The 24,146-nt window shown below is 70.2% G+C and carries 16 protein-coding genes and 4 pseudogenes; 19 read left to right on the top strand and 1 reads right to left on the bottom strand.

Annotated elements, in window-relative coordinates; translation table 11 throughout:
* The first annotated feature begins 9 nt into the window (after positions 1-9).
* The 17 genes and pseudogenes from ACQ86M_RS08095 (at position 10) to dnaE (ending at position 21,416) form a co-directional block, all read left to right on the top strand.
* Entirely contained in the window at positions 10-1,752 is a 1,743-nt protein-coding gene (locus ACQ86M_RS08095) for a peptidoglycan D,D-transpeptidase FtsI family protein (RefSeq protein ID WP_431247672.1), read from the top strand.
* Between the two features lie 11 nt (positions 1,753-1,763).
* Positions 1,764-3,308 carry a Mur ligase family protein gene (locus ACQ86M_RS08090; protein ID WP_431247864.1) on the top strand — a complete coding sequence of 515 codons (1,545 nt, stop codon included), beginning with the start codon at positions 1,764-1,766 and terminating at the stop codon, positions 3,306-3,308.
* Positions 3,309-4,733 carry a UDP-N-acetylmuramoyl-tripeptide--D-alanyl-D-alanine ligase gene (locus ACQ86M_RS08085; RefSeq protein ID WP_431247671.1) on the top strand — a complete coding sequence of 475 codons (1,425 nt, stop codon included), beginning with the start codon at positions 3,309-3,311 and terminating at the stop codon, positions 4,731-4,733.
* Entirely contained in the window at positions 4,730-5,845 is a 1,116-nt protein-coding gene (mraY, locus tag ACQ86M_RS08080) for a phospho-N-acetylmuramoyl-pentapeptide-transferase (protein WP_431247670.1), read from the top strand. Before ACQ86M_RS08085 ends, mraY begins: the two co-directional genes overlap by 4 nt.
* On the top strand, positions 5,842-7,410 hold the full coding sequence (gene murD / locus ACQ86M_RS08075) for a UDP-N-acetylmuramoyl-L-alanine--D-glutamate ligase (RefSeq protein WP_431247669.1): 1,569 nt from the start codon (positions 5,842-5,844) through the stop codon (positions 7,408-7,410). The genes mraY and murD overlap by 4 nt, the downstream gene beginning before the upstream one ends.
* Positions 7,367-8,656: a putative lipid II flippase FtsW gene (gene ftsW, locus ACQ86M_RS08070; protein ID WP_431247668.1), complete on the top strand. Its 1,290-nt coding sequence runs from the start codon at positions 7,367-7,369 to the stop codon at positions 8,654-8,656. The genes murD and ftsW overlap by 44 nt, the downstream gene beginning before the upstream one ends.
* Positions 8,653-9,722: pseudogene (locus ACQ86M_RS08065) on the top strand (UDP-N-acetylglucosamine--N-acetylmuramyl-(pentapeptide) pyrophosphoryl-undecaprenol N-acetylglucosamine transferase). Before ftsW ends, ACQ86M_RS08065 begins: the two are co-directional and overlap by 4 nt.
* Positions 9,723-9,788: 66 nt before the next feature.
* A pseudogene (gene murC, locus ACQ86M_RS08060) lies at positions 9,789-11,227 on the top strand (UDP-N-acetylmuramate--L-alanine ligase).
* Between the two features lie 10 nt (positions 11,228-11,237).
* Complete coding sequence (locus ACQ86M_RS08055) at positions 11,238-12,218, top strand: FtsQ-type POTRA domain-containing protein (protein WP_431247667.1); 981 nt, start codon at positions 11,238-11,240, stop codon at positions 12,216-12,218.
* Between the two features lie 144 nt (positions 12,219-12,362).
* Positions 12,363-13,433, top strand: a complete 1,071-nt coding sequence (ftsZ, locus tag ACQ86M_RS08050) for a cell division protein FtsZ (RefSeq protein ID WP_431247666.1) — start codon at positions 12,363-12,365, stop codon at positions 13,431-13,433.
* A 75-nt stretch (positions 13,434-13,508) separates the two neighbouring features.
* Positions 13,509-14,222, top strand: a complete 714-nt coding sequence (locus ACQ86M_RS08045) for a YggS family pyridoxal phosphate-dependent enzyme (RefSeq protein ID WP_431218220.1) — start codon at positions 13,509-13,511, stop codon at positions 14,220-14,222.
* Positions 14,223-14,286: 64 nt separating this feature from the next.
* The gene (locus tag ACQ86M_RS08040; protein WP_431218219.1) at positions 14,287-14,814 is read left to right on the top strand and encodes a cell division protein SepF; all 528 of its coding nucleotides are present in this window, start codon (positions 14,287-14,289) and stop codon (positions 14,812-14,814) included.
* Between the two features lie 92 nt (positions 14,815-14,906).
* A complete protein-coding gene (locus tag ACQ86M_RS08035) occupies positions 14,907-15,203 on the top strand; it encodes a YggT family protein (protein WP_121261440.1) in 297 nt (98 codons plus the stop codon).
* Positions 15,204-15,348: 145 nt separating this feature from the next.
* The gene (locus tag ACQ86M_RS08030) at positions 15,349-16,179 is read left to right on the top strand and encodes a DivIVA domain-containing protein (protein ID WP_431218218.1); all 831 of its coding nucleotides are present in this window, start codon (positions 15,349-15,351) and stop codon (positions 16,177-16,179) included.
* Positions 16,121-16,797, top strand: a pseudogene (gene lspA / locus ACQ86M_RS08025) (signal peptidase II). The gene ACQ86M_RS08030 and the pseudogene lspA overlap by 59 nt, the downstream one beginning before the upstream one ends.
* The gene (locus ACQ86M_RS08020; protein ID WP_431247665.1) at positions 16,797-17,717 is read left to right on the top strand and encodes an RluA family pseudouridine synthase; all 921 of its coding nucleotides are present in this window, start codon (positions 16,797-16,799) and stop codon (positions 17,715-17,717) included. Before lspA ends, ACQ86M_RS08020 begins: the two are co-directional and overlap by 1 nt.
* 183 nt (positions 17,718-17,900) lie before the next feature.
* Positions 17,901-21,416, top strand: coding sequence for a DNA polymerase III subunit alpha (gene dnaE / locus ACQ86M_RS08015; protein WP_431247664.1), 3,516 nt, complete (start codon positions 17,901-17,903; stop codon positions 21,414-21,416).
* A 299-nt stretch (positions 21,417-21,715) separates the two neighbouring features.
* On the opposite strand, the pseudogene ACQ86M_RS08010 reads toward dnaE, so the two are convergent.
* A pseudogene (locus tag ACQ86M_RS08010) lies at positions 21,716-22,245 on the bottom strand (flavin reductase family protein).
* Between the two features lie 68 nt (positions 22,246-22,313).
* Here ACQ86M_RS08010 and hisD point away from each other — a divergent pair.
* Together hisD and nrdR are read left to right on the top strand one after the other, a co-directional pair.
* Positions 22,314-23,624 (top strand): histidinol dehydrogenase, encoded by a 1,311-nt coding sequence (gene hisD / locus ACQ86M_RS08005; RefSeq protein ID WP_431218216.1) that lies wholly within the window; start codon positions 22,314-22,316, stop codon positions 23,622-23,624.
* A 16-nt stretch (positions 23,625-23,640) separates the two neighbouring features.
* Entirely contained in the window at positions 23,641-24,111 is a 471-nt protein-coding gene (gene nrdR / locus ACQ86M_RS08000) for a transcriptional regulator NrdR (RefSeq protein ID WP_431218215.1), read from the top strand.
* Positions 24,112-24,146: the final 35 nt, after the last annotated feature.

Raw genomic sequence — 24,146 nt, 5'->3', positions numbered from 1 at the left:
GGCGACGGCATGGTCAGCAAGAAGATGCTGCGGCGGAGGACCGCCGTGACGGTCCTCGCCGTCGCGGCGACCGTCGGCATCCTCGGGGCCAAGCTGGTCGACATCCAGGTGGTGCGGGCGGACGACCTGCAGCGCGCCTCGGTGAACGCGAAAGAGGTCTCGACCCCGCTGCTCGGCAACCGCGGCGACATCGTCGACACCGACGGCACGGTGCTGGCCACGACGATCTACACGTACACGGCCGCCGCGTCCCCCTCGGATGCGATCGCGGGAGGCCGCGCCAAGATGGTGGAGGCGGCGAAGAAGATCGGCGCCATCACCGGCCAGGGCGGCGACGCGGTCGTGGCGCTGCTCGACGGCGCCCTCAAAGGCAACCCGAAGTCGAAGTACGTCCTCATCAAGTCCGGGATGGACGTGGCCGCCTTCGACAAGCTCGACAAGCTCCCGTACCCCTGGCTGACCTTCACCAAGAAGCAGGCCCGCAGCTACCCGAACGGGGCGGTGGCGGGCAACCTGCTCGGCTTCCTCTCCGAGGGCGGCAAGGCCGGCCTCGAAGAGAGCGAGAACGGCTGCCTCGCCGGCACGAACGGCGAGGAGACGTACCAGCGCGGGGCCGACGGGGTCGCCATCCCGGGCAGCACGGTCGTGCAGAAGCAGGCGAAGGACGGCGGGACGCTCAAGCTGACCATCGACGGCGACCTGCAGTGGTTCGCTGAGCAGACGCTCGCGCAGCAGGTGTCCGCGACGGGGTCGAAGTTCGGCTTCGTCACCGTCGCCGAGGCGAAGACCGGCAAGATCAAGGCGGTCGCGCAGTGGCCGGCCCTCGACCCGAACAACATCGACGCGACCGATCCGACCTACTGGCGGCTGCAGCCCTTCACAGACCCGCGAGAGCCGGGCTCGACCTTCAAGGCGCTGACGGCCGCGATGCTGATCGACCAGGGCAAGGCCACCCCCGCCTCCCCGGTGCTGGCGCCCTACTCATGGAAGTCCGGCAACGGGGCCGACCTGCACGACTCCGGCTACCACGACCCGCTGCGGCTCACGCTCACCGGCGTCCTCATGATGTCGTCGAACACCGGCATGTCGCAGCTCGGGCGCGCGCTCAGCGACCAGACCCGCTACGACTACCTCAAGAAGTTCGGCATCGGCGACCCGACCGGGCTGCCGTATCCCGACCAGTCCTCGGGCGTGCTGCACCCGGTCAAGGACTGGGACGACCAGACGAAGTACGCGACGATGTTCGGCCAGGGCGTGTCGGCCACCCAGATCCAGATGGTCGGCGCCTACCAGGCGCTCGCGAACGGGGGCACCCGGGTGCCGCTCTCGATGGTCGAAGGCTGCGAGCACCCGGACGGGTCGGTCACCGACATCCCGAACAGCAAGCCGACGGCCGTCGTCTCGCCGCAGGCTGCCGCGACCACTCTCGGGATGATGGAGTCCGTCGTGACCTCCGGAGAGCTCCGGAAGCAGCTGCAGATCCCCGGTTACCGCATCGCCGCGAAGACCGGAACGGCCCAGCAGCCGGACGGCAAAGGCGGCTATCTGCCCTCGTACTACGTGTCGGTCATGGGCATCGCCCCGGTCGACGATCCGCAGTACGTCGTTTCGGTCAACCTCGGATTCCCGACTACCATTACTTCGTCGGCAGCCGCTGCGCCGCTCTTCCACACGATCATGAGCCAGGTGCTCAAGACGTACCGGGTGAAGCCCTCGACGTCGAGCCCGGCCGACTACCCTCCGTACTACTGAAAGTGAGCCCCGTGACAGGACCGGCGCCCTCTTCCCTGCGCCCCGAGCATCCCGTCGCCCGTCCGCTCGCCCAGCTGGTCGCGGAATTCGGGCTGGACTGCCGAGGCGACCTCGACGGCGTCGAGGTGACCGGCGCGGCTCTGGCGAGTTCCGCCGTCGAGCCCGGCGACCTCTACGTCGGCGTGCCCGGCCGCAACAGCCACGGCGCGAGCTACGCGACGGCCGCAGCCGAGGCCGGAGCGGTCGCCGTCCTGACGGACGAGGACGGCGCGGCACTCGCCGCCGAGTCCGGGCTGCCCGTCATCGTCACGCCGGACCCGCGTGCCGCCCTCGGCGCGGTGTCCGCGTGGATCTACCGCACCGACGAGAACTCGGCCACCCTGTTCGGTGTCACCGGCACCAACGGCAAGACCAGCGTCGTCTACCTGCTCAACGCCATCCTGGGCCAGCTCGGCGTGGTGTCGGGCCTCAGCTCGACGGCCGAGCGCCGCATCGGCGACACGGTCATCACCAGCAAGCTGACGACCCCCGAGGCGAGCGAGCTGCACGCGCTGCTGGCGCGCATGCGCGAGGAGGGCGTCCGGGCCGCCGCGATCGAAGTCTCGGCGCAGGCGCTGAGCCGCCATCGCGTCGACGGCATCGTCTTCGACGTGGTCGGGTTCACCAACCTCAGCCACGACCACCTCGACGACTACGCCGCGATGGACGACTACTTCGCCGCGAAGCTGGAGCTGTTCCAGCCCGACCGGGCACGCCGCGGCGTGGTGACCGTCGACTCCGACTGGGGCCGCCAGCTGGTGGAGCAGTCGCGCATCCCGGTGGCCACCCTGTCCAGCTCCCCGGGCTCCGACGCCGAGTGGATGCTGACCGTGCTCGACGAGACGCTGACCCGCACGTCGTTCGCGCTGGAGGGCCCCGACGGCCGCCGGCTCGAGACGAGCATCCCGCTGCTCGGCGCGTACAACGCGGCCAACGCGGCGCTCGCCATCGTGATGCTGGTGGAGTCGGGCTACGACCTCGACGCCATCGGCGCGGCGCTGGAGCGCGACGGCGGCATCGACGCCTACATCCCGGGACGGGCGGAGCGCCTCTCCGGCGACCGCGGACCGGTCGTCTTCATCGACTACGGCCACAGCCCCGACGCGTTCCTCTCGATGCTGAGTGCGCTGCGCAAGGTGACCGACGGCCGCATCGTCATGGTGTTCGGCGCCGACGGCGACCGCGACACCACGAAGCGGACGGACATGGGCGCGATCGCCGCGCGCGGCTCGGACGCCCTGGTGATCACCGACTTCCACCCGCGCTGGGAAGACCCGGCCGCGATCCGTGCGGCCCTGCTCGAGGGCGCGCGCTCCGCCGTCCCAGAGCTCGCGTTGTACGAGGTGCCGGATCCGCGTGCCGCCTTCCGTCAGGCCCTGTCCCTCGCCGGAGAGGGCGACGTCGTGCTCTACGCCGGCCCCGGCCACGAGGACTACCAGGAGGTCGCCGGCCAGCGGCTGCCGTACTCCGCCCGCGAGGATGTCCGCCTCGCCCTGCGAGAGGCCGGGTGGCTGTAGATGATCGCCCTGACCCTGGCCGAGATCGCCGCCGCCACCCGCGGCACGCTGCTGCTCGACGGAACCGGCGCAACGCCGGAGACGACCGTCGACGGCCCCTCGACGACCGACTCGCGCGAGGTCGTGCCCGGCACGATCTTCTTCGCGAAGCCCGGCGAGTTCACCGACGGCCACCTCTTCGCCCCGCAGGCCGCGGAGGCGGGCGCCGCGCTCATCGTGGTCGACCATCCTCTCGACCTCGCGGTCCCGCAGCTCGTGGTGGACGACACGGTCGTCGCGCTCGGCGACCTGGCGACGGAGGTGATCGCCCGCGTCCGCGCGCTCGGCCTGCTGAAGGTCGTCGGCATCACCGGCTCGAACGGCAAGACCACCACCAAGAACCTGCTGCGTGCGGTGCTGGAGCAGGTCGGCCCGACCATCGCGCCGCGCGCCTCGTTCAACAACGAGGTCGGCGCACCCGTGACGATGCTCGAGGTGACCGAGGAGACGCAGTTCCTCGTCGCCGAGATGGGCGCGAGCGGGATCGGCGAGATCGCGCGCCTGGTGCGCATGGCGCGCCCGGACGTGGGGGTCGTGCTCAAGGTCGGGCTCGCCCACGCCGGCGAGTTCGGCGGCATCGAGAAGACGCTGCAGGCGAAGACCGAGATGGTCACCGACCTGCTCGAGTCGGATGTCGCCGTGCTGAACATCGACGACCCGCGCGTCGCATCCATGGCCGACAAGACGGTCGCCCGTGTGCTGTGGTTCGGCCTCGACGAGCGCGCCGACGTGCGCGCGACCGACGTCGTCTCCGACCGCCGCGGCACCTCGTTCACCCTGCACCTGCCGTCGCGCGACGGCGGAGAGGGCGTCTCGCGCCCGGTCCGGTTCCAGGTGCTCGGCGAGCACCACGTCATGAACGCGCTCGCGGCCGCCGCGTCCTCGCACGTGCTCGACGTCGACATCGACACGATCGTGTCCGCGCTGCAGACGGTGCGGACCGCCGAGCGCTGGCGGATGGAGGTGCTCGGCAACACCGAGATCACCGTCATCAACGACGCCTACAACGCGAGCCCCGACTCCATGGCGGCCGCCCTCAAGACGCTCGCGCAGATCGCCGAGCCCGAGGGCCGCACCCTCGCGGTTCTGGGCGAGATGAGCGAACTGGGCGAGTTCTCGGGCGAGGAGCACGACCGCATCGGCCTGCTCGCGGTCCGCCTGGGCATCGACCAGCTGGTCATCGTCGGCCCTGAGGCCCGGCGGATGCACATCACGGCCATCAACGAGGGCTCCTGGGACGGCGAGTCGCTCTACTTCGACACGCAGGACGCCGCGTTCGACCACCTCGCAGGCAGCCTGCGCCCGGGCGACACGGTGCTCGTGAAGTCCTCCAACTCGGCCGGGCTGCGCTTCCTCGGCGACCGACTGGGAGAATCCTTCTCGTGAGAGCCCTGCTGACCTCCGGTGCGCTGTCCATGGCGTTCACGCTGTTCCTGACGCCGCTGTTCATCCGGCTGTTCCGTCGCCTGCAGTGGGGGCAGTTCATCCGCGACGACGGGCCGCAGAGCCACCACGCCAAGCGCGGCACGGCGACGATGGGCGGCATCGTCGTCATCCTCGGCACGCTGTTCGGCTACTTCACGTCGCTCCTGCTGACGGGCGACGAGACCAGCGTCTCGGCGCTGCTCGTGCTGCTGCTGATGGTCGGCCTCGGCGTCGTGGGCTTCATCGACGACTTCCTCAAGACCCGACGCGAGCGCAGCCTCGGCCTCACCGGCTGGGCGAAGGTCGCCGGCCAGGTCATCGTCGCGTCGATCTGGGCGTTCCTGGCGATCCGGTTCCCGAACGGCAACGGCTACACGCCGGCCACGATGAGCGTCTCGTTCATCCGGGATCTGCCGGCCATCGACTTCGGCTCCATCACCAAGTTCGGCGTGATCGGGGTGCTCGTCGGCTACGGCCTCTACCTGATCTGGATCAACTTCCTCGTCGCGGCCACCTCCAACGGCGTCAACGTGACGGACGGCCTGGACGGGCTCGCCTCGGGCGCCTCCATCCTCGCGATCGGCGCGTACATCATCATCGGGTTCTGGCAGTCGATCCAGTCGTGCGCGAGCGTCAACCTCAACCCCGAGAACATCGCGAAGTGCTACGACGTGCGCGATCCGTTCGACCTGGCGATCGTGGCGACCGCCATCGTGGGAGCGGTCGTCGGCTTCCTGTGGTGGAACACGTCGCCCGCGCAGATCTTCCTCGGCGACACCGGTTCGCTGGCGCTCGGCGGGGCGGTCGCGGCCCTCGCCATCCTGAGCCGCACCGAACTGCTGCTCATCCTCATCGGCGGCCTGTTCGTCATCGAGGCGGGGTCGGTGATCCTGCAGCGGGCGTACTTCAAGCTGACGCACGGCAGGCGCATCTTCCTGATGAGCCCCATCCACCACCACTTCGAGTTGAAGGGGTGGGCCGAGGTCACCGTCGTCGTGCGGTTCTGGATCATCGGCGGACTGCTCGTCGCGGCCGGCGTCGGGTCCTTCTACCTGGAGTGGCTGGCGACGTGACCGACCCGCGGAACGACCTGCAGGAGCGGCTCGCCGGCCTGACCAGCTGGCGGTCCGACTGGAGCGGCCTGCGCGTCGCCGTCTACGGCCTCGGCGTGACCGGCTTCTCGGCGGCGGACACGCTCTCCGAGTTGGGGGCCGAGGTGCTCGTCGTGACCGCGAAGGCGGACGAGGAGCGGCGGATGCTGCTGGAGGTCATCGGCGCCGAGCTGGTGGAGCAGCGCGACCTCGATGCCCCGCCCGCCCGCCTGACGGACTTCGACCCCGAGCTCGTGATCGCCTCGCCCGGCTTCCACTGGGACCACCCGCTGCTCGTCTGGGCGCAGGAGCGCGGCACGGCCGTCTGGGGCGACATCGAACTCGCCTGGCGCCTGCGCGACAAGGTGGCGCGACCGGACGGTGCCGACGGCCCGGCCGACTGGATCTGCGTCACCGGCACCAACGGCAAGACGACGACCGTCCAGCTGACCGCGACGATGATCCTCGCCGGCGGCAATCGCGTCGCCCCGTGCGGCAACATCGGCGTGCCGGTGCTCGACGCCATCCGCGACCCCGAGGGCTTCGATGTGCTGGTGGTCGAGCTCTCCAGCTACCAGCTGCACTGGGTGAACCGGAACGCCGGGGGCGAGCTGTCGCCGTTCTCGGCCGCGTGTCTCAACATCGCCGACGACCACCTGGACTGGCACGGCTCGATGGAGGCGTACATCGCCGCGAAGGCGAAGGTGTACGACAACGCGCAGGTCGCCTGCGTCTACAACAAGGCCGACGAGAACACGCTCCGGATGGTCGAGGAGGCGGAAGTCGTCGAGGGCGCCCGCGCCATCGGCTTCGGCCTGGGCGTGCCCGGCCCGAGCGACTTCGGGATCGTGGACGGCATCCTGTGCGATCGCGCGTTCCTCGAGGACCGCGCGCACTCCGCCATCGAGCTGACCACGCTGGACGAGCTGCAGGAAGCGGGGCTGGCGGCGCCGCACGTGGTGGCCAACATCCTCGCCGCCAGCGCGCTCGCCCGGTCGTACGGCGTCGAGCCGCAGGTGATCCGGGATGTGCTGACCGCCTTCCGCCTCGACGCGCACCGCATCGAGCTGGTGCGGGTGCAGGGCGGCGTGAACTGGGTGGACGACTCCAAGGCGACCAACCCGCACGCGGCCGACGCATCCCTGCGGGCGTACCCCTCGGTGGTGTGGCTGGTCGGAGGCCTGCTCAAGGGCGTGGACGTGGACGCGCTGGTCGCCAAGCACGTCGCGCGCCTGCGTGGAGCCGTGCTGATCGGCGTCGACCGCGAGGCGCTGCGTGCCGCATTCGCGCGACACGCGCCCGAGCTTCCGGTGCTGGAGGTCGAGGCCGACGAGACTGATGACGTCATGCCGACGGCGGTGCGTCTGGCCGGCGGTCTCGCCCGCGAGGGCGACACCGTGCTGCTGGCGCCCTCGGCGGCCTCGATGGACCAGTTCGCCGACTATGCAGAACGCGGCCGCCGCTTCCAGGCGGCCGTCCACGAGTACTTGGGAGGTGAGGCGGATGACGACGAATCCGCCCCGCGTCCCGACCCGCAGCAGGGCTGAGCGCCCGGCAGCAGTGCAGGCGGAGCCGCCGGAGGCCGAGCGCCCGGGCGTCGCGGGCCGGCTCGGCGCGCTGACCACGCGCATCCAGCTGGGCCGCTCGATGACCTCCGAGTCCGCGAACTACTTCCTGCTGCTCGGCGTGACCCTGTTCATGGTGGTCTTCGGACTCGTCATGGTGCTGTCGTCGTCGGCGGTCGAGTCGCACAACGACAACGACAACTTCTTCTCGCGCTTCTGGTCGCAGGGCGCGTACACGCTCGTCGGCCTCCCGCTCATGTTCGTCGTGTCGCGCATCCCGCGGGCCTTCTGGCGCAAGACGATCTGGTTCTTCCTCGCCGCCGCCTGCTTCCTCCAGCTGCTGGTGCTGTTCACCCCGCTCGGGATGGAGATCGGCGGCAACCGCAACTGGCTCAAGATCGGCTCACAGACGCTGCAGCCGTCGGAGGCGATCAAGCTCGCCCTGGTGGTGTGGCTGGGGGTCGTGCTGGCGCGGAAGCGCGACGTGCTCGACCAGTGGAAGCACGTCGCCATCCCGGTGGTCCCGATCGCGGGCGGCGCCGTCGCCCTGGTCACCCTGGGCGGCGACCTCGGCACGACGATGATCATGGCGGCGCTCATCCTCGGCGCCCTGTTCTTCGCCGGAGTGCGGATGCGCTTCCTGGCCGCCGGTGTGGTGGGCGTCGCGATCGTCGCGTTCTTCGTCGCGATCTCCAGCGCCTCCCGGATCGGCCGGATCGCGGCGATGTTCGGCGGTTCGAGCGCGGCCAACCCCGACGTCAACTGGCAGATCGACAACGGCTTCTACGCGCTGGCGTCCGGCGGCGTGTTCGGCGTGGGCCTCGGCAACTCGCACTCCAAGTGGTCCTGGCTGCCCGCCGCCGACACCGACTTCATCTTCGCGATCATCGGCGAGGAGCTCGGCCTCATCGGCGCGGTCCTCGTGCTGCTGCTGTTCGTGATGCTGGCCGTGGTCTTCCTGCGCATCATCCACGCGTCGACGGATCCCTTCGCCCGCGTGACGACCGCCGCGATCATGGTGTGGCTGATCGGGCAGGCGTTCGTGAACATCGCCGTGGTGCTCGGCGTGATCCCGGTGCTCGGCGTGCCGCTCCCACTGATCTCTGCGGGAGGGACTGCGATGATCAGTTCCATGATCGCCATCGGAATCGTGCTGTCGTTCGCGCGCCAGTCCCACCGCGACTCGCTCGCCGCCGCCGACCTCGACCGGGCGGGCGCGCGCCGGTGACCCGCTACCTTCTGGCCGGGGGCGGGACCGCCGGCCACGTCAATCCGCTGCTCGCCGTCGCCGACCGGCTCCGCCGCGACGACCCCGCCGCCGAGGTGCTCGTACTCGGCACGAAGGAGGGGCTGGAGGCGCGGCTCGTGCCCCAGCGCGGCTACGAGCTGGCGACCATCCCGAAGCTGCCGTTCCCCCGACGGCCGAATGCCGCCGCCGTGCGCTTCCCGGCCGAGTACCGGCGCTCGGTCCGGAGCGTCCGCGACCTCATCCGCGATCGGGGGATCGACGCGGTCGTCGGCTTCGGCGGATACGCCGCGGCGCCCGCGTACTCGGCGGCCCGGGGGAGGGTGTTCCGCTGGTCCTGCACGAGGCGAACGCGCGACCGGGCCTGGCCAACCGTCTGGGAGCGCGCTACTCGCGCTGGGTCGGCGTCGCCTTCGAGGGCACCCCGCTGCCGCATCCGACCTTCGTCGGGATGCCGCTCCGCGTGGAGATCGAGCAGCTCGACCGCGCGGCGGCGCGCCCGGAGGCCGCCACCGAGTTCGGTTTCGTGGCCGACCGCCCCACCCTGCTCGTGACCGGCGGCTCGCTCGGCGCCCGGCGGATCAACCAGACGATCGCCGCTCGTGCCGCGGAGGTGACCGCCGCGGGCTGGCAGGTGCTGCACATCCAGGGCGGCCGCGGCGAGCTGACCGACCCCGGCATAGACGGGTACCGTCTGCTCGACTACTGCGACCGGATGGATCTGGCCCTCGCCATCGCCGACCTCGCCGTCGCCCGCGCGGGTGCGGCGACGGTGTGCGAGTTCGCCGCCCTCGGCATCCCCGCGGTCTATGTGCCGTTCCCGATCGGCAACGGCGAGCAGCGCTACAACGCCGCCGGCGTGCTCCGTGCGGAGGGCGGGATGCTCGTCGACGACGGCGACTTCCAGCCGGCCTGGCTCGATGCCGAATTGCTGCCGCTGCTCGCCGACCCCGCCCGCGTGGCCGAGATGGGTCGGCGTGCCGCCACCGTCGGAGTGCGCGACGGGTCCGACCGGATGGTGGCCCTCATCCGGAGCGCCCTCGGCTGATCCGGACGTTCCCCGCGTAGCCTCATACTTGATGGAGTCCTTCTCGCGTAACCGAAAGCTGCACCCGTGACGATCAAACCCGACCTCACCCTCGCCCTCCCCGAGGAGCTCGGAAGGCTCCACTTCGTCGGCATCGGCGGCTCGGGGATGAGCGGCATCGCCCGCCTGTTCCTGGAGGCCGGCTACACGGTGACCGGATCGGATGTGCGCCACTCGGCGAACATCGACACCCTGCGCGGTCTCGGCGCCACCATCGCGATCGGCCACGACGCCGCGAACGTCGGCGATGCGGACACGCTCGTCGTGACGGGCGCGCTGTGGCAGGACAACCCGGAGTACCAGCTCGCCCTGTCCAAGGGCCTCCCGGTGCTGCACCGGTCGCAGGCGCTCGCCTGGCTGATCAACCGCTCCCGCCTCGTCGCGGTCGCGGGCGCCCACGGCAAGACCACCTCCACCGGCATGATCATCACCGGCCTGCTCGGCCTGGGCGAGGACCCGAGCTTCGTCAACGGCGGCGTCATCGCGTCGCTGGGCAAGAGCTCGCAGACCGGTACCGGCGAGCTGTTCGTCGTCGAGGCCGACGAGTCGGACGGTTCGTTCCTGCTCTACGACACCGCCGTCGCGCTCATCACCAATGTCGACCCCGACCACCTCGACCACTACGGTTCGCTGGAGGCGTTCGAGGACGCGTTCGTCACCTTCGCCCGCGAGGCGGACGAGTTCGTCGTCGTGTCCTCCGACGACCCGGGCGCGGTGCACGTCACGAACCGCCTGCGCGAGCAGGCCCCGAGAAGCGCATCGTCACGTTCGGCGAGGCGGAGGAGGCGGAGGTCCGCGTCCACTCGATCGTCACCGACGGCCCCGTCTCGTTCTTGCTGCGCTACCGCGGCGAGGACTACAGCGCGCAGCTTCGCGTGCCGGGCCGGCACAACGCCATCAACGCCGGCGGCGCGTTCGCCGTGCTGACCGGGCTCGGGTTCGACCCGGCGGCGGCCCTCGCGGCGATCGCCGAGTTCGGCGGCACCGAGCGCCGCTTCGAGTTGCACGGCACCGTCGGCGGCGTGAGCGTCTACGACGACTACGCCCACCACCCGACCGAGGTCGCCGCCGCCCTGTCCGCCGCGCGGACCGTGGTGGGGGATGGACGGATCATCGCTGTGCACCAGCCGCACCTGTACAGCCGCACCCGGCTGTTCGCGAAGGAGTTCGCGGAGACCCTCGAGCAGTACGCCGACGAGACCGTGGTGCTCGATGTATACGGCGCCCGCGAGGACCCGGAGCCCGGCGTGACCGGCGCGCTCGTCGCCGACCGGTTCGAGCATCCCGAACACGTCGCCTTCATCGCCGACTGGCAGCAGGCGGCCGACCACACGGCGCAGATCGCGCGCGAGGGCGACTACGTCATCACCCTCGGCTGCGGCGACGTGTACCGCATCGTGCCGCAGCTGCTCGACGCGCTGCGCCGGGAGCACCCGGAGACCGTGTCCGCAGCTGCGGCGGAGTGACGGGGCCGGAGTGAAGCGTCCCCAGGGTTTCGACCGGTCGGCCGCCCCGGCCGAGCCGGCCGCACCCGTCACGCCGCACCGGGAGACCGAGCCGGCGCGCTCCGTCGGCACGGTGACCGACCCCATCCCGGTCGTGCCGCCGCGGGCGGAGCCGGAGGCACCCCGGCCGTCGGAGCAGGACCCGCGCGAGCGCTCCCCGTACTCGCGGCTGCCGAGCAACCGCGAGATCGACAAGGCCCTCCGCGCCGCCCGCCGGGAGCGGAAGCGTCTGGAGCGCGGCGAGGTCCGCCGGTTCACGAAGCGGTCGCGCCGCCGTCGCTACGCCTGGCTGGGTGTCGCCGCCGTCTTCGCCGCCCTCGTGCTGGCGGTGGTGCTCGTCGCGTACTCCCCGCTGCTCGCGCTGAAGCACATCCAGGTCACCGGGACGTCCCGGCTCGATGCGTCGACCGTCGAGAAGAAGCTCTCCGACCAGCTCGGCACGCCGCTCCCGCTGCTCGACCAGGCGGGCATCTCGAGCGACCTCGCGGCCTTCCCGCTGATCCGCAGCTACTCGGTGGAGAGCCATCCGCCCGACTCGATCGTCGTGCGCGTGGTGGAGCGGCAGCCGGTGGGCGTCGTCCAGCGCGGCAACGCCTTCACGCTGGTGGATGCGGCGAAGGTCCCGATCGCGAGCAGCGAGAAGCGCCCGGACGGCTTCCCGCTCATCGCCGCGAGCGGCGGAGCGGCCGACGTGGATGCGGACTCCGGCTTCGCCGCGGCCGCAGGCGTGCTCAGCGCGCTCCCGCCGGACGTTCTGGCGCAGGTCGACACCATCGCGGCGAAGACGAAGGACGACGTGAGCTTCACCCTGCGCGGCCGCCGTGCGACCGTGGTCTGGGGGAGCGCGGAGGACTCGTCGCTGAAGGCGGCGGACCTCGCGGCCCTGCTGAAGAGCGCACCCGACGCGTCGCGTTACGACGTCTCGTCCCCGCACAGCGTGACGACGGGATAGGCGCCCGATGGACAGGACTTTTCCGACACGCCTGCCGGGTTCCCGGGGCGGAGTCGCCGCGCCCCTAACGTCGGATCAAGAATTGCATACTCAGCAAGACTTTAAGCCTCAGCTAGAGGTTGAAGGTTCCCGTGGAGGCCGGAAGTGACAGCAAACCAGAACTACCTCGCCGTGATCAAGGTCGTCGGCATCGGCGGAGGCGGCGTCAACGCCGTCAACCGCATGATCGAGCTCGGCCTCCGCGGCGTCGAGTTCATCGCCATCAACACGGACGCGCAGGCGCTGCTCATGAGCGACGCCGACGTGAAGCTCGACGTCGGCCGGGAGATCACCCGCGGCCTCGGCGCGGGCGCCGACCCCGAGGTCGGCCGTCGCGCGGCCGAGGACCACGCGGAGGAGATCGAGGAGGCGCTCGCGGGCGCCGACATGGTCTTCGTCACCGCGGGCGAGGGCGGCGGCACCGGCACCGGTGGCGCCCCCGTGGTCGCGCGCATCGCCAAGTCGATCGGCGCGCTCACCATCGGTGTCGTCACCAAGCCGTTCTCCTTCGAGGGCAAGCGCCGGCAGCAGCAGGCCGAGTCGGGCGTGCAGCGCCTGAAGGAAGAGGTCGACACCCTCATCGTCGTGCCGAACGACCGGTTGCTTGAGATCAGCGACCGCGGCATCAGCATGCTGGAGGCGTTCTCCACCGCCGACCAGGTGCTCCTCGCCGGTGTCCAGGGCATCACCGACCTGATCACGACCCCGGGCCTCATCAACCTCGACTTCGCCGACGTGAAGTCGGTCATGCAGGGCGCGGGATCCGCGCTCATGGGAATCGGCTCCTCGCGCGGCGCCGACCGGGCGATCAAGGCGGCCGAGCTGGCCGTCGCCTCGCCGCTGCTCGAAGCATCCATCGACGGCGCGCACGGCGTGCTGCTCAGCATCCAGGGCGGATCGAACCTCGGCATCTTCGAGATCAACGACGCCGCCCGCCTGGTGCAGGAGGCGGTGCACCCGGAGGCGAACATCATCTTCGGTGCGGTCATCGACGACACCCTCGGCGACGAGGTGCGCGTGACCGTGATCGCCGCCGGATTCGACGGCGGCGAGCCCAACGCGCGGCCGGCGGCGGTCGACTCGCGGCGCGCCAGCTACGTGGAGGCCGGCTCCGAGCAGTCGCAGGTGCAGTCCTCGGCCGAGGTCGAGGCGGGCGAGATTCCCGCCCCCAGATGACCCCGGCCTGGCAGACCGGCGAGAGCCCGGTCACCGAGGCGGCCCCCCAGAAGGACCCGGCGTTCGACGACGAGAATGACGACCTCGACATCCCCGACTTCCTCAAGTAACGGGCTGGCCGAGCGGCTCGCCGCGGTCCGGGAGGGCGTCTCCGACGCCGCCCGGGCCGCCGGCCGTTCGCCCGAGGAGGTCACCACCATCGTCGTGACGAAGTTCCATCCGGCGTCGCTCGTGCGCGAACTCGCGGCGCTCGGTGTGCGCGACGTGGGGGAGAACCGGCACCAGGAGGCGCAGGAGAAGGCGGCCGAGCTGGCCGATCTCGACCTGACGTGGCACTTCGTGGGGCAGTTGCAGAGCAAGAAGGCCCGGCAGGCGCGGCGGTACGCTTCCGTCATCCACTCCGTCGACCGCGTGTCGCTGGTGGATGCGCTGGCCACGCGCGAGGACGACGACGAGTCCACCGTCGACGCCTTCGTGCAGCTCAACCTCACGGACGACCCCGCCCGCGGCGGTGTCGCCGACCGCGACCTCGAGCCGCTCGTGGAGCACGTGCTCGCCACCCCGGGCCTCCGGCTGCTCGGCGTGATGGCCGTCGCGCCGCTGGGAGAGGAGCCCGCTCGCGCCTTCGAGCGCGTCCGCACCGCCTCCGACCGCGTGCGTGCGCTCGCGCCCGCCGCATCCGCCATCTCCGCCGGGATGTCGCAGGACTACCGCGAGGCGATCGCGGCGGGCGCGACACACCTTCGCATCGGGACGGCCATTACCGGGAATCGGCCGGAGCTTCGTTAATCTCGAAGCCAAGGAATCGAAACGCGTGGCGAGGCGTCGGCGCGCAGTCTGTACGGAGGAACCCATGGCCAACCCGCTGAAGAAGACGATGGTCTACCTGGGCCTCGCCGACGAGGAACTGGAGTACGAGGAGCAGCCGCAGGAGCAGGCGCAGCACCAGCCCCGTCGCGAAGCGCCCGTCCACACCCCGGCCCCGTCGCCGGTCCAGGCCGTCCCCCACCCCGCTCCGGTCGCGCCCGCGGCCGGCCGCGCTCCGGTCACCCCGCTGCGCAAGTCGAACACCGCACGGAATGCATCGGTACAGGAAATGAACGAGATCCTCACGGTCCACCCCCGCCAGTACCGCGACGCGCAGGCGATCGCCGAGTCGTTCCGGGAGGGCATCCCGGTCATCATCAACCTGTCGCAGATGAGCGAAGGAGACGCCCGCCGCCTCATCGACTTCGCCAGCGGCCTGTCGCAGGGCCTCTACGGCAAGATCGAGCGGGTCACTCCGAAGGTCTTCCTGCTCTCGCCCAGCCACGTCGTCGTCTCCGGCGAGCACGGCGGTCAGGACGCAGAGGTCGACGCCTCCTTCTTCGCCCAGGCCTGACCTCCTCCACGACGCTCGAAAGCGCACCGGCACCCTTCCGCCTGTCATCCGATTGGCAGGGGAGCCGGTGCGCTTTCGTCCATACTGGGAGGGTGTTCGTCGTCTCGCTCATCGCGACTGTCCTCTACTACGCCCTCTTGATCTACTTCTTCGTGCTGTGGGCGCGGTTCGTGCTGGACCTGGTGCGCGTGTTCGCCCGCCAGTGGCGTCCGCGCGGCTTCGGCCTGGTGCTCGCGGAGTCGACGTACGTGGTGACCGACCCGCCCATCCGCTTCTTCCGCCGCATCATCCCGCGCTTGTCGATGGGGCCGGTCGCCATCGACTTCGGCTGGAGCCTCACCATGCTCGTGGTCATCATCGGCTTGTACGTCACCCTGGGATTCCGCTGAGCGTCGCTCCCGGTCCGGCCCCCGCCCTCGTTGTATCGTTGACGAGCCGACGCACGGACTGTGCGCCGGAGTGCGCGACCGACTGACGCTTTGCTAGCGTTGGTGCAACGCGATCCCGTACCGATTTTCACGAAGGTGGCTTGCCATGGCGCTGACTCCGGAAGATGTAGTCAACAAGCGGTTCCAGCCGACGAAGTTCCGCGAGGGCTACGACCAGGATGAGGTCGACGACTTCCTCGATGAGGTCGTCGTCGAGCTGCGTCGCCTGAACCAGGAGAACGAGGAGCTCAAGCAGCGCCTCGTGGCCGCCGACTCGCGCATCGCCGAGCTGCAGCGCAGCGCCGGCCAGGGCGGCGCCCCGGTCGCGGCCGCGGCCCCCGCCGCGCAGGCGGACAACGCCGCGACGGAGCGTCTGCAGCGCGAGAACGAGGAGCTCAAGCAGCGCCTCGCGCAGGCTCAGCAGGAGGCCGCGCAGGCCAAGCAGCAGGCCGAGCAGGCGCAGGCCGCTCCGGCCCCGGCCTACCAGGCGCCCGCGGATGACGCGAACGACCCGAACGCCACCAACAACCTCCTCCAGCTCGCCCGCCGTCTCCACGAGGAGCACGTGCGCGAGGGCGTGGAGAAGCGCGACCAGCTCATCGCCGAGGGTCACGCCACCGCCGCGCGCATCGTCGCCGAGGCGGAGTCGAAGCAGCGCGCCCAGATCAGCGCCCTCGACCAGGAGCGCACCGGCCTGGAGCGTCGCATCGACGAGCTGCGCACGTTCGAGCGCGACTACCGCAAGGGCCTCAAGAGCTACATCGAGAGCCAGCTGCGCGACCTCGACGCGCCCGTCCAGGGCGGCGGCTCGAGCGCCGGCGGCCGGTCGGCCGCTCCCGTGAGCGCCGGCAACGGCGTCCCCGCGCCGGTCCCGGCCGGTGGTTCCGACGACTCCAACCAGGGCCAGCCCCCGGTCTTCCCCGGCTTTGGAGGCTAGTCCCTCCCGGCCCAAGGTCAGCATCAGGGCCTTGGCGGTCCTGGCGGTGGTCGCGCTCTGCGTGTATCTCATCGACCAGATCGCCAAGGTCCTGGTCGTCTCCAACTTGTACGAGGGCCAGCAGCTCGAGGTGCTGGGGCAGCTGCTCCAGTTCCATTTCGTCAAGAACGCCGGCGCCGCCTTCTCGATCGGCAGCGGTTCCACCTGGATCTTCTCCATCGTCGGCATCGGCGTCCTGGGCTTCGTGATCTGGTACGCGCCGCGCATCCGCTCGACGGCCTGGGCCATCCTGTTCGGGCTGCTGCTGGGGGCCTCCTCGGCAACCTGACCGACCGCCTGTTCCGCGCGCCGGGCTTCGGCGTCGGGCACGTGGTCGACTTCCTGCAGATCCCGCTGCTGCCGGCGATCTTCAATCTCGCCGATGTGGCGATCGTGTCCAGCATGGTGCTGTTCCTCATCCTGACGCTCCGCGGCGTGGGGCTGGATGGGCGCCGGGCGCAGGACGAGGACGGGGGCGAGGCTGAGGCGGCGCCCGCGGACGCGGATTCTGTCGCGGACGAGCCGGCCGCCCCCGCGCCTGCGCCGGACGAGCCCACGAACGACAAGCCGCAGAGCTAGTGGAGTCGCGCAGCTTGCCGATCCCCGACGGGCTGGAGGGCTCGCGCGTCGACGCCGGGCTAGCCAAGCTCCTCGGCTTCTCGCGCAGCTTCGCGGCCGAGATCGCAGAAGCGGGCGGCGTCACGGTGGACGGGCGCGAGGCCGGCAAGTCCGACCGGCTCTCCGCCGGCTCGTGGCTCGAGGTGACCTGGCAGCCGAAGTCCGACGTCGAGATCGTCCCGATCGCCGTCCCCGAACTCACGATCGTGCACGACGACGACGACATCGTCGTGATCGACAAGCCCGTCGGCGTGGCCGCGCATCCCTCCGTCGGCTGGGAGGGCCCCACCGTGCTGGGCGCCCTCGCCGCAGCCGGATTCCGCATCTCGACCTCCGGCGCCGCCGAGCGCGCGGGCATCGTGCACCGCCTCGACGCGGGCACCAGCGGCCTGATGGTGGTCGCCAAGTCGGAGCGGGCGTACACCGCGCTGAAGCGCGCCTTCCACGACCGCACCGTCGAGAAGATCTACCACGCGGTCGTGCAGGGGCACCCGGATCCGCTGACCGGGACGATCGACGCGCCGATCGGGCGGCATCCCCGCTCGGACTGGAAGTTCGCCGTCGTCGCGGGCGGCAAGCCCTCCGTGACGCACTACGAGACGATCGAGGCGTTCCCCTCCGCGAGCCTGCTCGAGATCCACCTCGAGACAGGGCGTACGCACCAGATCCGCGTCCACATGGCGGCCCAGCGCCACCCCTGCGTCGGCGACGCGATGTACGGCGCCGACCCCGTGCTGAGCGCCAAGCTGGGCCTCACCCGGCAGTGGCTGCACGCCGTCCAGCTGGCCTTCGACCACCCGGCGACGGGGGAGTGGGTCACCTTCACCACGACGTACCCGGACGACCTCCAGCACGCCCTCGACGTGCTCCGCGATTCCTGAGCCCGGCCGCCCGTGCGGGGTTCTCGTCGTGTCGGTTTCGGAGGAGTTCGGGGCGACTTCGGCGCCGAGTCTCCTCCGTCTCCCGACATGTGCGGCGTGTCGGAATCGGATCTCCTCCGTTCTCGACTGAACGGCCGAGCGTCGGCCTCGAATGTCGTCCGCGGCGTTTAGGCTGAAGGGGTCATGAGCGACTCCTTCGTCCACCTCCACGTCCACAGCGAGTACTCGATGCTCGACGGGGCCGCGCGCGTCAAACCCCTCATCGAGGCGGCCGCGGCCCAGGGCATGCCGGGCGTCGCCGTCACCGACCACGGCAACATGTTCGGTGCGTTCGACTTCTGGCGTACGGCGACGGATGCGGGCATCAAGCCGATCATCGGCACCGAGGCGTACATCACGCCGGGCACGCATCGCAGCGACAAGACCCGAATCCGCTGGGGCGACGGCGGCGGCGACGACGTCTCCGGCTCCGGTGCGTACACGCACATGACGATGCTCGCGGCGACCACCGAGGGCATGCACAACCTGTTCCGGCTGTCGTCGTACGCGTCGATGGAGGGCTACTACTTCAAGCCCCGCATGGACCGCGAGCTGCTCAGCCGCTACTCCAAGGGCATCATCGCGACGACCGGATGTCCCTCCGGGGAGGTGCAGACGCGCCTGCGCCTCGGGCAGTACGAGGCCGCCCGCGCTGCGGCGGCGGAGTTCCGCGACATCTTCGGCCCCGAGAACTACTTCGCCGAGATCATGGACCACGGGCTCGGCATCGAGCGCCGCATCATGTCCGATCTGATCCGGCTGGCGAAAGACCTGGGGCTTCCCCTGGTGGCCACCAACGACCTCCACTACACGCACGCGGAAGACGCGAAGAGCCACGCCGCGCTGCTGTGCGTGCAGTCCGGTTCGACGCTCGACGACCCCAACCGCTTCAAGTTCGACGCCGACGAGTTCTACCTCAAGACGCCGGAACAGATGCGGCAGCTGTTCCGCGACTACCCGGAGGCGTGCGACAACACGCTCGCCATCGCCGAGCGCTGCGACGTCCGGTTCGACACGGCCGCCAACTACATGCCGCGTTTCCCGGTGCCCGAGGGCGAGACTGAGCAGACCTGGTTCGTGAAGGAGGTCGAGAAGGGCCTCGAGCAGCGCTACCCGAACGGCATCACGCCTGAGGTGCGCAAGCAGGCGGACTACGAGATCGGCGTGATCTCGCAGATGGGCTTCCCGGGCTACTTCCTCGTCGTCGCCGACTTCATCAACTGGTCGAAGCGGAACGGCATCCGCGTCGGTCCAGGCCGCGGTTCGGGGGCCGGATCGATGGCCGCCTACGCCATGCGGATCACCGACCTCGACCCGCTGCAGCACGGCCTCATCTTCGAGCGCTTCCTCAACCCCGACCGCGTCTCCATGCCCGACTTCGACGTCGACTTCGACGACCGCCGTCGCGGCGAGGTCATCAAGTACGTGACCGAGAAGTACGGTTCGGAGCGCGTCGCGCAGATCGTCACGTACGGCACGATCAAGGCCAAGCAGGCGCTGAAGGACTCCGGGCGCGTGCTCGGCTTCCCGTTCTCCATGGGAGAGAAGCTCACCAAGGCGATGCCGCCGCCCGTGATGGGCAAGGACATCCCGCTCACCGGGATCTTCGACAAGGAGCATCCGCGCTACAAGGAGGCCGTCGACATCCGGGCGGTCGTCGAGACCGACCCCGAGGCCAAGACGGTGTTCGACACGGCGCTCGGGCTCGAGAACCTGAAGCGCCAGTGGGGTGTGCACGCGGCCGGCGTGATCATGTCGTCCGATCCGCTGATCGACGTCATCCCGATCATGAAGCGCGAGCAGGACGGCCAGATCGTCACGCAGTTCGACTATCCGGCCTGCGAGTCGCTCGGCCTGATCAAGATGGACTTCCTGGGGCTCCGCAACCTCACGATCATCAACGACGCGCTCGACAATATCCGCGACAACCGGGGCGAGAACCTCGTCCTCGAAGACCTGGAACTCGACGACCGACCGGCCTACGAGCTGCTGTCCCGCGGCGACACCCTCGGCGTGTTCCAGCTCGACGGCGGACCGATGCGGTCCCTCCTCCGCCTGATGAAGCCGGACAACTTCGAGGACATCTCGGCGCTCATCGCGCTGTACCGGCCGGGCCCGATGGGCGCGAACTCGCACACCAACTACGCGCTTCGCAAGAACGGGCAGCAGCCGATCACGCCCATCCACCCGGAGCTCGCCGAGCCGCTGGCGGACATCCTCTCGACCAGCTACGGCCTCATCATCTACCAGGAGCAGGTGATGGCGATCGCGCAGAAGGTCGCCGGCTTCTCGCTCGGCCAAGCAGACATCCTGCGCCGCGCGATGGGCAAGAAGAAGAAGTCCGAGCTGGACAAGCAGTTCGAGGGCTTCTCGCAGGGCATGCAGGCGAACGGGTACTCGATGGACGCCGTCAACAAGCTGTGGGAGATCCTGCTCCCGTTCTCGGATTACGCGTTCAACAAAGCGCACTCGGCCGCCTACGGCGTCATCTCGTACTGGACCGCGTACCTCAAGGCGCACTATCCGGCGGAGTACATGGCCGCGCTGCTGACCAGCGTCGGTGACTCCAAGGACAAGATGGCGCTCTACCTCAACGAGTGCCGCCGCATGGGCATCAAGGTGCTCGCCCCCGACGTCAACGAGTCGAACCTGTACTTCGCGGCCGTCGGCTCGGACATCCGCTTCGGGATGGGCGCGGTGCGCAACGTCGGCGCCAACGTCGTCGAGGGTGTCCGCGAGGCGCGCGAGACCAAGGGCCGTTTCGAGTCGTTCCACGACTTCCTCAACAAGGTTCCGATCCATGCGGCCAACAAGCGGACGGTGGAGTCGCTGATCAAGGCGGGCGCCTTCGACTCGCTCGGCCACACCCGCCGGGCTCTCGTCGAGGTACACGAGGATGCGGTGGAGTCGGCGGTCAAGATCAAGCGCAATGAGGCCAACGGAGACGTCGGCTTCGACTTCGACAGCCTTTGGGGCGAAGACGAAGTGTCGCAGACGCAGCACCACATCCCGTCGCGACCCGAGTGGGCGAAGCGCGACAAGCTCGCCTTCGAGCGGGAGATGCTCGGGCTGTACGTCTCCGACCATCCCCTCGCCGGTCTCGAGCTGCAGCTGGCGAAGCTGGCGAGCACCGGCATCGCCGAACTCGTGGCGTCGGAGAACATCCAGGACGGCGAGACGGTCACCATCGCGGGTCTCGTGACCAGCGTGCAGCACCGCGTGGCGAAGGCGTCCGGCAACCAGTACGGCATGATCCAGGTCGAGGACTTCGGCGGCGAGCTGACCGTGATGTTCATGGGCAAGGCGTACCAGGAGTACTCGCACGCGCTGCAGGGCGACGCGATCGTCGTCGTGCGCGGCCGGGTAAGCCTGCGCGATGACGGCATGAACCTCCATGCCTTCTCGCTCATGACGCCCGACCTCGGCCAGGTCGACGACACCGCCACGCTGATGATCACCATGCCGGACCAGCGCGCGACGACCGACACCGTGACGTCTCTCAGCGAGGTGCTCGCACGGCATCCGGGTGAGAGCGAGGTACGGCTGCGGCTGGTGAAGGGCCAAGTCGCGCGCGTCTTCGAGGTGCCGAAGCCGGTGAAGGTCAGCGCCGACCTGTACGGCGAGCTGAAGGGTCTCCTCGGCCCGAACTGCCTCGTCTAGCGGCGCCGCTCGGCCCGCCTCCGCCCGCCGAGTGGTGAGTGGATGCTCCTGTTCGCGCCGAGTGGTGACATCATGTCGCGACTCGGTACCTCCGCCGCGCGCCCCGGGCTCCGCTCTGCGCGTATGCGCGTCGAGTGGTGAGTGGATGCGCGTATTCGGGCCGAGTGGTGACATGATGTCGCGACTCGGTGCCCCCGCCGCACGCGGCGCCCGGCTGCGCTCGTCGAGCGGTGAGTGGATGCGCCTATTCGGGCCGAGTGGTGACATCATGTCGCGACTCGGCGAGCAGGCGGCGGCGGTCAGACCGGGGTGCCGGGCCGCCAGTAGGTGCGCTCGTGGTAGACGAGCGGAGCGTCGTCCTCGCCGAGCGCACCCTCCTCGATCTGCACCACGACGACCGCGCTGTTGTGCACCTGCACCCGCTCGAGGATGCGTCCCACCATCCACGCCGTCGTGTCCTTTATCACGGGCAGACCGTGCGGGCCGCGGAACCAGTGCTCCCCGACGAACCGCTGCCGATTGTCGCCCGAGAGGATCTGCGCGACGTCGCGGTTGCGCGCCCCGAGCGTGTGGATGACGACCCGGTCCGTCTCGGCGATGGCCGGCCAGCTCGACGCGGACAGCGCCATGTTGAACGTCGCGAGGGAGGAACCGCCGCGAGCGACGCCAGCGAGGTCGCGGTGAAGCCGACCGGCGTCCCGTCCGCCAGCTGGGCAGTCACGATCGCCACCCCGGCCGCATGCCGCCGGAAGGTCTGCCGGAACGCCGCGAGGTCGGGCGTCGCGTCGGTGACCGTGCCGTCGGTGGGGTCGGGGGATGCGCTGTTCATACGGTGGGTACAACTCCAGTCGGGCTGGAAGATTCCTCGTCGATGGGAGCGGTTAGGCTTGACGGGTCATGATCCAGACCATCGACCTCCGCGGTGTCCAGCCTACCCGTGCGGCCTTCCAGCGCCTCGTCCCCCGTCCCGTCGTGGATGTGCAGGCGGCCATGTCGGTCGCCGCCGACCTGATCGCCGACGTCCGCGAGCGCGGCGTCGCGGCCCTGCGCGAGCAGGCGGAGCGGTTCGACGGCGGCGCGCCCACCCAGCTGAGGGTTCCGCAGGCGGAGATCGACGCCGCAGTGAAGGCGCTGCCGGCGGAGGTCCGCGAGGCTCTCGAGGAGGCGATCGCGCGCGTCCGTGAGGCAACCGCCGCGCAGGTGCCGCCCGCGGCCGAGACCGTCATCCGCCCGGGCGCGACCATCGTCCAGCGCTGGGAGCCGGTCGAGCGCGCAGGGCTGTACGTGCCCGGCGGCAAGGCCGTGTACCCGTCGAGCGTCGTCATGAACGCCGTGCCGGCGCAGGTCGCCGGTGTCGCGTCCATCGCCCTGGTCAGCCCGCCGCAGCGCGAGTTCGGGGGAGCGGTCCACCCGGTCATCCTCGGCGCCGCCGGGCTGCTCGGCATCGACGAGGTGTACGCGATGGGAGGCGCCGGCGCGGTCGGCGCGCTCGCCTACGGCGTCGAGGAGCTCGGTCTGGAGCCGGTGCAGGTCATCACCGGCCCCGGCAACATCTACGTCGCGGCCGCCAAGCGCGTCGTCCGCGGGCAGACCGGCATCGACTCCGAGGCCGGGACCACCGAGATCCTGGTCATCGCGGACGACACGGCCGACGCCGGCTACGTCGCCGCCGACCTGGTCAGCCAGGCGGAGCACGACGAAGCGGCCGCCTCTCTGCTCGTCACGGACAGTCCCGCGTTCGCGGACCGCGTCGTCGCCGAGCTCGCTCGCCTGGCCGACGCGACGAAGCACGCCGAGCGCGTGCGCACCGCACTCGGCGGTCCGCAGTCCGCGGTCGTGCTGGTCGACGACCTCGCCGCCGCCGCCGCGTTCAGCAACGCCTACGGACCCGAGCACCTCGAACTGCAGACGGCCGACCCGGATGCGCTTCTCGCGTCCATCCACAACGCCGGCGCCATCTTCCTGGGCCCCACCTCGCCGGTCAGCCTCGGTGACTACCTCGCCGGGTCGAACCACGTGCTGCCGACGGGCGGCCAGGCGCGGTTCTCGCCCGGCCTCGGCGCGTACTCGTTCCTGCGTCCGCAGCAGGTCGTGCGCTACGACCGCGAGGCCCTGAGCGAGGTCGCCGACCGGATCGTCGCCCTGTCGACCGCCGAAGACCTGCCTGCCCACGGGGATGCGGTTACTCAGCGGTTCCGCACGCGCTGAGCGATAGAATCCCTCCATGTTCTGCCCCTTCTGCCGCCACCCCGACTCGCGCGTGATCGACTCGCGGACGAGTGACGACGGGCTCTCCATCCGCCGTCGCCGGCAGTGCCCGGAGTGCGGTCGCCGCTTCTCGACGACCGAGACGGCCAGCCTCAGCGTGATCAAGCGCAGCGGCGTGGCGGAGCCGTTCAGCCGCGAGAAGATCGTGCTCGGTGTCCGCAAGGCCTGCCAGGGCCGCCCGGTCACGGACTCCGACCTGGCCGTGCTGGCGGGGAAGGTGGAGGAGACCATCCGCTCGACGGGTGCGTCGCAGATCGAGGCGAACGACATCGGCCTGGCGATCCTGCCGGAGCTGCGCGAGCTCGACGAGGTCGCGTACCTCCGCTTCGCGAGCGTCTACCAGGCCTTCGACTCGCTCGACGACTTCGAGGAGGCCATCCGCTCGCTGCGGGTGGCGCATTCTGAGCCTGCCGGCGCTGGTTCCTGACTGGTCGAGGCGCAGTAGCCGGAGCCGGTATTCTC

It is taken from the genome of Leifsonia xyli subsp. cynodontis (genome assembly GCF_050632205.1).
Taxonomy (GTDB): Bacteria; Actinomycetota; Actinomycetes; order Actinomycetales; family Microbacteriaceae; genus Leifsonia; species Leifsonia xyli_D.
Note: the sequence above shows the minus strand (reverse complement) of the source record. Positions and strands in the feature narration are given on the sequence as shown.

Bases quoted from the DNA above. Each gene is read 5' to 3' on its own strand.
- hisD (WP_431218216.1), top strand. From the start codon at position 22,314: ATGATCCAGACCATCGACCTCCGCGGTGTCCAGCCTACCCGTGCGGCC.
- nrdR (WP_431218215.1), top strand. From the start codon at position 23,641: ATGTTCTGCCCCTTCTGCCGCCACCCCGACTCGCGCGTGATCGACTCG.
- dnaE (WP_431247664.1), top strand. From the start codon at position 17,901: ATGAGCGACTCCTTCGTCCACCTCCACGTCCACAGCGAGTACTCGATG.
- ACQ86M_RS08045 (WP_431218220.1), top strand. From the start codon at position 13,509: ATGACGACCTCGACATCCCCGACTTCCTCAAGTAACGGGCTGGCCGAG.
- ACQ86M_RS08085 (WP_431247671.1), top strand. From the start codon at position 3,309: ATGATCGCCCTGACCCTGGCCGAGATCGCCGCCGCCACCCGCGGCACG.
- ACQ86M_RS08095 (WP_431247672.1), top strand. From the start codon at position 10: ATGGTCAGCAAGAAGATGCTGCGGCGGAGGACCGCCGTGACGGTCCTC.
- ACQ86M_RS08030 (WP_431218218.1), top strand. From the start codon at position 15,349: ATGGCGCTGACTCCGGAAGATGTAGTCAACAAGCGGTTCCAGCCGACG.
- ACQ86M_RS08040 (WP_431218219.1), top strand. From the start codon at position 14,287: ATGGCCAACCCGCTGAAGAAGACGATGGTCTACCTGGGCCTCGCCGAC.
- ftsW (WP_431247668.1), top strand. From the start codon at position 7,367: ATGACGACGAATCCGCCCCGCGTCCCGACCCGCAGCAGGGCTGAGCGC.